General features: G+C 71.8%; 7 protein-coding genes. 4 read left to right on the top strand and 3 right to left on the bottom strand.

Translation table 11 applies throughout. From position 1 onward, the window contains the following. Positions 1–23: 23 nt before the first annotated feature. On the bottom strand, positions 24–1,913 hold the full coding sequence (locus tag AB0J57_RS01805; protein ID WP_366125920.1) for a non-ribosomal peptide synthetase: 1,890 nt from the start codon (positions 1,911–1,913) through the stop codon (positions 24–26). A gap of 245 nt (positions 1,914–2,158) precedes the next feature. On the opposite strand from AB0J57_RS01805, the gene AB0J57_RS01800 reads away from it, so the two are divergent. The 4 genes from AB0J57_RS01800 (at position 2,159) to AB0J57_RS01785 (ending at position 6,943) form a co-directional block, all read left to right on the top strand. Next, positions 2,159–2,899 (top strand): glucose 1-dehydrogenase, encoded by a 741-nt coding sequence (locus tag AB0J57_RS01800; protein ID WP_366125919.1) that lies wholly within the window; start codon positions 2,159–2,161, stop codon positions 2,897–2,899. Between the two features lie 434 nt (positions 2,900–3,333). Continuing rightward, positions 3,334–4,386, top strand: coding sequence for a 4-oxalomesaconate tautomerase (locus AB0J57_RS01795; RefSeq protein ID WP_366125918.1), 1,053 nt, complete (start codon positions 3,334–3,336; stop codon positions 4,384–4,386). Between the two features lie 45 nt (positions 4,387–4,431). Beyond that, a complete protein-coding gene (locus AB0J57_RS01790) occupies positions 4,432–5,664 on the top strand; it encodes an amino acid--tRNA ligase-related protein (RefSeq protein WP_366125917.1) in 1,233 nt (410 codons plus the stop codon). A 46-nt stretch (positions 5,665–5,710) separates the two neighbouring features. Continuing rightward, positions 5,711–6,943 (top strand): MFS transporter, encoded by a 1,233-nt coding sequence (locus AB0J57_RS01785; protein WP_366125916.1) that lies wholly within the window; start codon positions 5,711–5,713, stop codon positions 6,941–6,943. A 10-nt stretch (positions 6,944–6,953) separates the two neighbouring features. Here the strand turns inward: AB0J57_RS01785 and AB0J57_RS01780 are convergent, their stop codons facing one another. Beyond that, complete coding sequence (locus AB0J57_RS01780; RefSeq protein ID WP_366125915.1) at positions 6,954–8,630, bottom strand: sigma-70 family RNA polymerase sigma factor; 1,677 nt, start codon at positions 8,628–8,630, stop codon at positions 6,954–6,956. A gap of 97 nt (positions 8,631–8,727) precedes the next feature. After that, a complete protein-coding gene (locus tag AB0J57_RS01775; protein WP_366125914.1) occupies positions 8,728–10,491 on the bottom strand; it encodes a S8 family serine peptidase in 1,764 nt (587 codons plus the stop codon). Positions 10,492–10,532: the final 41 nt, after the last annotated feature.

The raw sequence follows: 10,532 nt of genomic DNA, 5'->3' as shown, positions 1-10,532 counted from the left end.
GTCTCTTCGTTCGTCGGTGTGGTTCAGCGCGGGGCCGGGGCCGCCGCGCGCACCGTGTCGGCCAGCTCGGCCAGGCTGGCGGCCAGGAGGACGTCCGTGGGGCCGATCTCGACCCCGAACGCCTCGCTGATCCGGAAGGACGCCTGGGTCGCGAGGATCGAGTTGCCGCCGAGCGTGAGGAAGTCGTCCGCCGGGCCGACGGACGGAGCGTTCAGCAACTCCGACCAGACCCGGGCGATGCGGTCGGTCACGGCGTCGTCGTCGGCGCCGGACGCGGCCGCCCGTCCCTCCGCCCCGCCTGCGGGCAGGCTCTCGACGAGCCGTTGGACCGCGCGGCGGTCGGCCTTGCCGGTGGGCCCGATCGGAAGGGTGTCCAGCACCAGCCACTGAGCGGGAAGCATGTACGAGGGGAGGGTGGCCGACAGCGCGGAGGTGAGCCGCGCGGCCGCGTCCCCGGGCGTGCCGGGGCCCGGTGCACCCCCGCCCGCTGAACCCCCGCCTGCTGCACCCCCGCCCGGTGCGAGGAATGCGCCGACGAGCCGGGCGTCGGGTCCTTCGCCGGTCTTCTCGACGAAGGCGGCATCGGTCAGCCCGGTCGCCATCGCCGCGCGCTCGATCTCCTCCAGTTCGATGCGGAAGCCGCGCAGCTTCACCTGGCGGTCGGCGCGCCCGACGAGTTCCAGGGCACCGTCCGGGAGGCGCCGGACGAGGTCTCCGGTCCGGTAGACCAGCGACCGGTCCGGCCCTTCCGGCGGGTACGGCACGAAGGAGGCGGCCGTGCGCTCGGGCTGCCCGAGGTATCCGGTGGCCACCCCGGGTCCGCCCACGCACAGTTCACCGGTCGAGCCGGGAGCGACGGGGCGCAGCCGCGCGTCGAGCACGTGCAGCTCGGTCTGCTGGAGGGCGTACCCGATGGGGACGCGGTCGCGCCCGGCCAGCGACTCCTCGGTGCAGTCGAAGTAGGTGGCGAAGACGGTGGTCTCGGTCGGCCCGTAGCCGTTGACCAGGCGCCCCGGCGGTGCCTCGGCCAGTACGCGGCGGACGGCGGACAGCTCCAGTTGCTCACCGCCGACGACCAGGGTGCGCAGGGAGCCCAGGGCTGCCGGTGCCTCGCGGGCCACCATGTGGAACAGCGAGGTGGTGAGGAAGAGCGTGGTGATGCCTTCGGCCCGGATCAGCTCCACCCAGCGGTCCAGGGGGAGTTCGACGACCGAGGGGAGGACCACGAGGGTGGCGCCCGCGGTCAGCGCGCCCCAGATCTCGAAGGTGGTGGCGTCGAAAGCCGGATTGGCCGCGTGTCCGACCCGGTCGTCCGGGCCGATGGTGCAGTACGTCGCCCCGGTGACCAGGCGGCGCACGGCCCGGTGGGGCACGACCACCCCCTTGGGGGTGCCGGTCGATCCGGAGGTGTACGCCACGTAGAAGGGGGCGTCCCCGTCCACCGCCGCGTGGGGGACCGGTGTTCCGGGCCGGGCGGCGGTCCGTGGGACGGTCAGGACGGGCGTGGCGGGTGCCACGTCCAGCGGGCGTGAGCGCCGTGCGTCCGCGGCACCCACGACCACGGCGCGGACCGCCGCGTCGGCCAGCACGGCGGCGACCCGGTCGGGCGGCGCGTGCCCGTCGAGCGGCAGGTAGGCGGCTCCCGCGCGGGCGATGCCCAGCAGGGCGACGACCAGGTCCGCGCTCCGGTCCAGGTCGACGGCGACCAGATCACCGTGGCCCACGCCGAGTTCGGCCAGGGTGGCCGCGGTGCTCCCGGCACGGTCCCACAACTCCTGGTACGTGAGCGATGTGCCGGCACCGGGGTCGTGGACGGCTCGGCTGTGCGGGTGTTGGGCCACGTGTGCGGCGACGAGGTGGTGGACACCGGCGGTGCCGGGGTGCCGCATTGCGGGCGGCGACGACGAACTCATGAACTTCCTCTGACCAGTGCGCGGCGATGCTGCTGACAGAGGGGGAAGGCGAGAGCCGGGCCGTCGCCGGGCCGCCCGGTGGGCGGCGGTCGACGACTGCGCGCTTGCTGCTGACCGCGGCGGGTCATGCCGGCGGTACGAAGTCCTTTTCCCCCGTACTTTCCGTCATGCGGAAAGTGGATTTCGTATGACGACACACTAGGATCCGCCGTGAATCACTGTCAACCGCTGCCCGTGGAGACCTCATGAGCAACCGCCCCGTCGCGCTGATCACCGGTTCGTCGTCCGGCATCGGCGCCGCCATCGCCCGCCGCTTCGCCGCCGAAGGGATGCGCGTGGTCGTCAACTCGGCCTCCAGCGTGGCGGCCGGCGAGCGGCTGGCCGCCGAACTGCCCGACGCCCGCTACGTCCAGGGGGACGTGTCCGACCCGGCCGACGTCCGCCGTGTGGTCGACGCCGCCATCGACGCCTACGGGCGGCTCGACGTGCTCGTCAACAACGCCGGCACCACGCGCTTCATCCCGCTCGACGACCTCGACTCGGCCGACGCGGACGCCTGGCGCGCGATCTTCGACGTCAACGTCCTCGGCACCTGGCAGATGACCACCGCCGCGGTGCCCCACCTCCGGGCCACCGGCTCCGCCGCGATCATCAACATCTCCTCGGTCTCCGGCAGTCGGGCCCTGGGCAGTTCCATCCCGTACGGCGTCAGCAAGGCGGCCGTCAACCACCTCACGCGCATGCTCGCCGCGACCCTCGGCCCCGAGATCCGGGTCAACGCCATCGCGCCGGGCCTCATCGAGACGCCCTGGTACGACGAGGCGGCCGACGTCCTGGAGAGCTCCCGCGAATGGGTCACCGCCAACACACCGCTGCGCCGGGTGGGCACCCCGGAGGACGTCGCGGAGGCCGCCCTCGCCCTGGTGCGGGCGACGTACACGACCGGCGACATCCTCAGTCTGGACGGCGGCCGGCACGTCGTGTGAACCGGCCCGTACGTCCGTGCCCGCCGCAATCCCCTCGTGCCGCGAGGGGATTGCAGCGAGGGTACGAACGAAATATGAAGATCTTGTAATGGGCTTGCCCGGCCCCTTCCGTTCCTCCTAGGGTCGATCAACGAAAGAGCAGCACGGGGGATCCGGACCGTGGATTCCTGTGGGCAGCGGTGCCTGAAACACACCGAATCGCGTAACCGCCCGCCCGACCACGGTCCCGAGTACGACCCATGTGACAGCGGTGGCCCGAAACACGCCCAGCAGCGTTCCCCGCCGGCCCCGTTCACGGTCCATGGGCGCATGAGCGCTCCACGAGCGATCACCAGGCGCGTCCATCCCCTTTCCGCCCGCCTCGCGGTGTGGCGAGTGCTGCACGGATACGTTCGTCATAGGGGGAACCAATGCGGCGAATCCCGTGCGTCTTAATGCGCGGAGGAACGTCGAAGGGCCTGATCTTCCACGCCGACCACTTACCGGCCGATCCCGCGGCCCGGGACCGCATCCTGCTGCGCGCCATGGGGTCGCCGGACGCGGCACAGATCGACGGAGTCGGCGGCGCCACCACGCTCACCAGCAAGGTGGCCATGGTGCGGCGCTCCGGCCGGCCCGACGCCGACGTCGACTACCTCTTCGCCCAGGTCGACGTCACGGCGCCGGTCGTCGACACCAACCCGAGCTGCGGCAACATCCTCTCCGCCGTGGCCCCGTACGCCGTCGAGAGCGGCATGGTGGCCGCCCAGCCGGGCGAGACCACCGTACGGATCTTCAACGAGAACACCCGGACCGTTTCCACGGCGATCGTCCGGACTCCCGACGGTCAGGTCACCTACGACGGCGACACCCGGATCGACGGTGTTCCCGGCACCGCTGCCCCGGTCAAACTCGACCTCGCCGCGACCGCCGGCTCACGCACGGGGAAACTCCTGCCGACCGGCTCACCCCGGGACATGATCCGTGGCGTCGAGGTCTCCTGTGTGGACATGGCCACGCCCATGGTCCTGATCCCCGCGGCGGCACTCGGCCGCAGCGGATACGAATCCAAGCGGGAACTCGACGCCGATCCCCAACTCCTCGCCCGCGTCGAGGAGATCCGCCGCGAGGCGTCCCACATCATGGGCCTCGGTGACGCCACCGGGAAGGTCATCCCCAAGGTGGCTCTCCTCGCCGCCCCCCGGTACGGCCCGGGCATCACGTCCCGCTACTTCGTCCCCCACCTGTGCCACGCGTCGCACGCGGTCACCGGAGCGGTCTGCATCGCCGTGGCCACCGGACTCGAAGGCAGCGTCGCCCACGACCTCGCGCACCTGCCCGACGGGCCACGGCGCACGGTCCGCATCGAGCACCCGGCCGGTGAACTCGCCGTCGAACTCGAGATGAACAGCGGCCGCTTCCCGACACCCGACGTCCGGCGCGCGGCCGTCGTCCGTACCGCGCGGCGGCTCTTCGAGGGCAGCGTCGTCCTGCCCCACGACGTCTGACACACCCGACTCCCCACCCCGCACCACTACTTCTGGAGCACACCCATGCCCCTCGCACAGCCCACCGACGTCATCCGCGGCTGGATCGAAGAGATCCGGCCACTGCCCGGCGACGCCGGACACACCGAACTCCTCGTCCGCGGCTCGGGAACGACCCGCGCCGTCACCGTCGAGCAGGGGCTGCTGCCCGCCGACGGACTCACGGCACAGAGCGTCGTCGAGCTGACCGTCGACGAGTCGGGCGACCTCCCCCGGGCCACCGCCCTGCGGGTGGTCTCCGCCGCCCTGCCCCTGCCGGTCGACCTGCACGCCCCCGACCTCACCGACCTCGGCCACCGGCACCTGCACATCCGCAGCCGCCGACTGCGCGCCGCCGCGACACTCAGGCACCACGTGCAGAAGTACGTGCGCGAGTTCCTCGACGCGCAGGGCTGCCGGCTCGTCCAGACCCCCATCCTGACCAGCGCCTCGTCCGTCTCCAGCGGCGCCGTGTTCCAGGTGCCGTACTACGGCGACCGGACCGCCTCGCTCCCGCAGAGCAACTGGATGTACGCCGACGCCATGGTCAGCGCGCTGGAACGCGTCTACACCTTCGGCCCCACCTTCCGCCGCGAGGACGACGCGGACGGCATCCACCTGGTGGAGATCTGGCAGGTCTCCGCCGACTTCGCCTGGGCGACCTACCAGGACCTCATGGCCATCGAAGAGGACATGCTGCGGCACGTCGCCGTCCGGCTCCGGGACGAACACGCCGACGTCTACGCCCTGGCCGGCCTGCCGATGGACCACCTGGACGCCTTCACCAAGCCGTTCGCCCGCATTTCCTACGCGGAATCCGTGACGCTGCTGCGGGATCTGGGCCATGAATTCGACTACGGAGCGGACTACAGCAAGGAACAGTCCGACGCCATCAGCGGTACTTTCGACCGCCCCTACTTCATCACCGGTTTTCCGAAGGAACTGAAGAATTTCTGGTTCCCGGTCAACGAGGACGGCACCACCCCGACCAGTGACCTTTTCGCGCACACCGGACAAGGCGAAATAATCGGCGGCGGTGAACGCGCGCACGACGCCGAGGGAATGATCGCGGGGCTCCGGCGCCGCGGCTACGACCTGGCGAAATTCGAATGGCTCGTCGACATCCGCCGCTACGGCTGCACACCGCACGCCGGATTCTCCATGGGCTTCGACCGGCTCGTGGCCATGTACCTGGGAGCAGAGGACATCTGCGACGCGGTTCTCTTCCCCCGCCTGCCGCACGAGGCCATCAAGCCGTAACCGGCCAGGCCATCCACCGTCCATCCGGCACCCTCAGAGGCACGACATGATCACTTTCAGGGCGCGCTCCCTCCTGCTCCTGGCCATCGCGGCGTTCGCCAGCTCGGCCTCCATGCGGATCTGCGATCCGCTGATTCCCGAGTTCGTCCGGTCCTTCGGCGTCACGGAGGGCAGCGCGTCCTGGGTGATCTCCGCCTTCTCCATCGCCTACGGCAGTCTCCAGATCCTCTACGGGCCCGCCGGTGACCGGCACGGCAAGTACCGGGTCGTGGCGATCGTCACCACCGCGTGCGCGCTGGCGACGCTCGCCGCCGCCGTGGCCCCCACGTTCACCTGGCTCGTCGTCGCCCGCGTCGCCGCCGGCGCCAGCGCGGCGGCCATCATCCCCATGTCGATGGCCTGGATCGGGGACGAGGTCCCCTACGAGCGCCGCCAGGCCACACTCGCCCGGCTGCTCACCGGCCAGATCCTCGGCGTCATAGCGGGCCAGGTCCTCGGCGGCCTCTTCGCCGACACCCTCGGCTGGCGCTGGTGCTTCGCGCTCCTGGCCGGTGTGTTCAGCACCGCCGCGGTACTGCTGTGGCGCCGGCTCGCCGGAGCCCCGCCCGTGCCGCCGCCCGACCCGGCCCGCCGGCGCTCACCGCTCGCCGGGGCGCTGGAGGTCCTCGGGCTGAAGCGGGCACAGTGCATCCTGGCCATCGTCTTCGTGGAAGGGATGGCCGTCTACGGACCGTTCGCCTTCGTCCCCGCCTACCTGCACGCACACTTCCACACGCCGCTCACCGCCGCGGGGCTCATCGCGGGGACCTACGGTCTCGGCGGCCTGCTGTACGCCCTCGCCGTCACCCGGCTCCTCAACCGCATCGGTGAACGCGGCTTCGCCCTGGCCGGAGGCGTCATCCTGGGCATCGGCTTCCTCGCCTACGCCACCGCCCCCGCCTGGGCATGGGCCCTGCCCGCCGGCGCGCTCACCGGCCTCGGCTTCTACATGCTCCACAACACCTTGCAGACGCATGCCACCCAGATGTTTCCCGAGCGGAGAGGCACGGCGGTGTCCATGTTCGTCTCCGCCTTCTTCCTCGGCCAGTCGGCCGGAACAGCCGTCATGGGCCCGCTGATCGGCACGATCGGCTTCACCCTCCCGTTCGTGACCGCCGCGCTCGTCCTTCCCTGTGCCGGGCTGTGGCTGGCCGCGATCTCTTCGCCGCGCACACCGCCCCCGGCGCCTCGGCCCGGACCCCACTGCCGCGACGGGCGGTCCAAGGAGGTCCGGGCGTGAGCCGGCCCCGTCAGGAGCGCGCGCCGAACACCTGGGTCCACCACGGGCCGCCGGACCCCTCGTGGATGCCGATGCCGATCTCCTTGAACGAGCAGTTGAGTATGTTGGCGCGGTGGCCGGGGCTGTTCATCCAGGAGTCCATGACCGAGGCGGGGGTCTGCTGGCCACGGGCTATGTTCTCGCCGTACGTCGACCACGCGTACCCCGCCTCGGTGATCCGGTCGCCCGGTCCCTTGCCGTCGGGGCTCGTGTGGTCGAAGTAGTCGCGCGCGGCCATGTCGTCGGAGTGGCGCCGGGCCGCCGTGTCCAGCAGGCCGTTCTGGCTCACCGGGCCACAACCGTTCTTCGCACGTTCGGAGTTGACGAGCCGGGTCACCTGCTCGGCGAAGGAGCCGGACGGCTGCTCGGCCGGCTCGGACCGTGGGGCGGACCGCGTACGGGACGGGGACGGCTCCGGGGGCGGCTTGGGCGCCGTCCGGGTGGGTGCCGGCGTGGGCTTCGCCTTCTTGGTGGCGGTCGCCGACGCCGACGGGCTCGCGGAGACGGACGGTGACGGGGAGGCCGACGCCCCGGTGCTCGGCCGGGCGGGCGTGGCCGAGGGCGCGAGCGGCGAGCCGGACGGCGGGGTGGCGGTCTGCGTACGTACCTCTCGTGCCCCCTCCTCGGGCCCGAGGAACCGCAGACCGGCCACCCCGCCACCGGCCACCAGGAGCGCCGCCACGCCGGCGGCGGCACCCCTGCGCCGCCGCCGGCGCCGGGCCTCCCGCTCCAGCCGCCGGCCGCCCGCAGCGCCACCGCCCCGCCCCCCGGCCGCCCGCCCGGTCGCCCCGTGCGTCCCGGAGCCCACCGGGCCCGCGGTGGCCAGGTCCGGCGAACCGGCTCCCGCCAGGACGAACGCCTCCCCGGCGTCCGCCCCGGCGCAGGCTCCGGCGAGCGCGGCGCCCACCGGAACCAGCCCCAGCCCGACGAGCAGCCCCTCGGCGGGGACCAGCCCGGCGGCGTGACCGGCACATACGGTGCAGTCCCGGGCGTGCCGGGCGATCCGCTTGCGCCAGAGCGCGGACGGCACCCCGTCCCACCCGGCCAGCACGTCGTCCAGCAGCACACAGCGCGGGTCCGCCGCCAGCGCCCGGACGACGATCCGTGCCGTCTCCAACTGGGCCTTCATCCGCTGCACCCGCACGGCGGTGTGCTGCGGAGTGAGCTCCAGGGCGTCGACCACCTCGGCGCGGCTGAGCTCGCCCGCGGCCTCCAGCCACCAGAGCGACAGCAGCTCCCGGTCGCCGTCGTCCAGCCACCGGGTGGCCTCGGCCGCCTCCCGCCGCTGCCCGGACAGGCCCAGCCGCAGGATGGTGAGGTCCACGAAGTCGGCGCCCGGATCGGCCAGGTCGTCGCCCTCGTACGGACCCCCGGCCACGGCCGGGGTGAACCGGTGGTCCCGTATCCGGTTCATGGTGATCGCCACCAGCCACGACCGGAACCGCTTCGGGTCCCGCAGCGACCCGAGCCCGCCGAGCGCCCGGATCATCGTCTCCTGGACCACGTCGTCCACATCGGCGTGCCCGCTCAGCGCGCGCCCGACGATGTTGTAGACGAGCGGCAGGTACGCCGAGACCAGCTCGTCCTGCGCCCGCTGGTCCCCGGACTGTGCCGCCCTGACCAGGCGTTCTTCGTGTGTCTGGCTCACCTTCGGCCCTTCTCTCCCTCGGACAGGAGTCTGTCCGACACACCTGGGAGACCGATCGGAAGGGGGTGGATAACGAAAACGTGACTCGGAACGTGACTCAGAAGGTGAGGTTCCAGGCGTCGATCCTGCCCGTGTCCTGGGTCGCGCCGTCACGGACCCGGAGCTTCCAGGTGCCGTTCGCGACCTCGGCCGAGGCGTTGACCGTATAGGTCTTGCTCACGTTGTCCGTACCGTCATTGTTGGCGAAGTCCTCCAGCGGATACACCGTTCCGTCGGGTGCGACCAGGGAGACCACCAGGTCACCCCGGTAGGTGTGCGCGATCTCCACGCCCACCTCGAGGGTGGCGGGCGCGTTGCCGCTCACGCCCGAGACGGTGAGGGGACTCTCGACGGTCGTGTTGTCCGTGATGGCGACGTCCGTTGTGTTCTCGAAGTACGCGCCCGGGGGAGGCGTCGTCCCGGCGACCGCCTTCAGCGCGTCGGTCTGGCCCTCGCCGAAGAAGCCGTTCTTGGCGGTCGTACCCGTGCACCGGCTGTCGGAGGGACAGGCCACGTCCCCGGCCTGGACGCCGAGCCGGGACCGGATGTCGGCCGGGGTGGCGGCCGGGTCGGTGCTCGCCATCAGTGCGGCGACACCCGCGACGTGCGGCGACGCCATCGACGTACCGTTCATGTTGCCGTACTTGCCGCCCGGCAGCGTGGAGTAGACGCCTGACGTACCGTCACCTCCGGGTGCGGCGATGTCGATGACTCCGTTGCCGTAGTTCGAGTACGACGCCTTGACGTTGCCCTTGCCCATCGCGGCGACGGTCACCACACCCGGCAGTTCGGTCGGGATGTCCAGGCAGGCGTTGGTGATGGTGCGGCGTACGGGCGTGGAGTCGTTGGGGCTCTCCGTGTCGACCGTCTTGTTGGCGAGGTCCAGGTTGGAGTTCCCGGCCGCCGCGATCTGGAGCGAGCCCCGGCTCTCGGCGTACTCCTGGGCACGCCGGACACCCTCGATGATGGCGGCCTGGTCGGCGTTGTCCGGGCAGTTGAACTGCCACGGGTCCGTGTAGTAGCTGTTGTTGGTGACCTTGAAGCCGTGGTCACCGGCCCACATGAAGCCGCAGATGGTGTTCTCCGCGAAGAACAGGCTGGTGCCCGGCTCGGCGATGCGGACCGAGGAGATCTTCACCCCCGGCGCCACCCCGACCACGCCCTTGCCGTTCTTGGCGGCCGCGATCGTGCCGGCGACGTGCGTGCCGTGCGTACCGACGTCGCGCCAGGCGCCCGCACGCGTGTCGGCCTTGCCGTACGCGCAGGAGACGGAGTCGGCGGCGTTGAAGTTCGGGGCGATGTCCTGGTGCCGGTCGTCCACGCCCGTGTCCAGCACGCCGACCTTGACCGACGCCGAGCCGGTGGTCACGGCCCAGGCCTGGTCGGCCTTGATCTGGGTCATGTCCCAGCGCGTCAGGCTCTCGGTCAGTGTGGTCGGCGACTGGGCCGGGTTCGGCGGCAGGGCCGGGTCGTACGCGTCGGCCGGCACGTCCGAGGTGCGCGTCGCCCCGACCTGCTGGACTCCGGCGACACCGCGCATGGCGGAGGCGAAGCCGGTTGAGGTGGAGTGGGCGACGATCACGCCGATCGCGTCGTACGAGGCGAACACCGAGCCGCCGTTGGCGGTCACGGCCGCCCGTACGGCGGAGGTGTCGCCGGGCGCGGTGATGACGAGATGGGCGCGGGTGCCCGCCGCCCAGGTGGCGGTGGTGGCGGCAGTGGCCGTTGTGGTGGCCTGTGGCGCCGTGGCGACAGCGGTGGCGGGAGCGGCGAGGGCGAGGGTGACGCCGAGTGCGGCCGCTGCGGATATGTGACGTATCAACGCGTCCTCCGATCCCGGCGCGCTGGTCGGGCGGCCGGGCC

The organism is Streptomyces sp. NPDC049837 (assembly GCF_040674455.1).
Classification (GTDB): domain Bacteria; phylum Actinomycetota; class Actinomycetes; order Streptomycetales; family Streptomycetaceae; genus Streptomyces.
Note: the sequence above shows the minus strand (reverse complement) of the source record. Positions and strands in the feature narration are given on the sequence as shown.

Bases quoted from the DNA above. Each gene is read 5' to 3' on its own strand.
- AB0J57_RS01800 (WP_366125919.1), top strand. From the start codon at position 2,159: ATGAGCAACCGCCCCGTCGCGCTGATCACCGGTTCGTCGTCCGGCATC.
- AB0J57_RS01805 (WP_366125920.1), bottom strand. From the start codon at position 1,913: ATGAGTTCGTCGTCGCCGCCCGCAATGCGGCACCCCGGCACCGCCGGT.
- AB0J57_RS01790 (WP_366125917.1), top strand. From the start codon at position 4,432: ATGCCCCTCGCACAGCCCACCGACGTCATCCGCGGCTGGATCGAAGAG.
- AB0J57_RS01795 (WP_366125918.1), top strand. From the start codon at position 3,334: ATGCGCGGAGGAACGTCGAAGGGCCTGATCTTCCACGCCGACCACTTA.
- AB0J57_RS01785 (WP_366125916.1), top strand. From the start codon at position 5,711: ATGATCACTTTCAGGGCGCGCTCCCTCCTGCTCCTGGCCATCGCGGCG.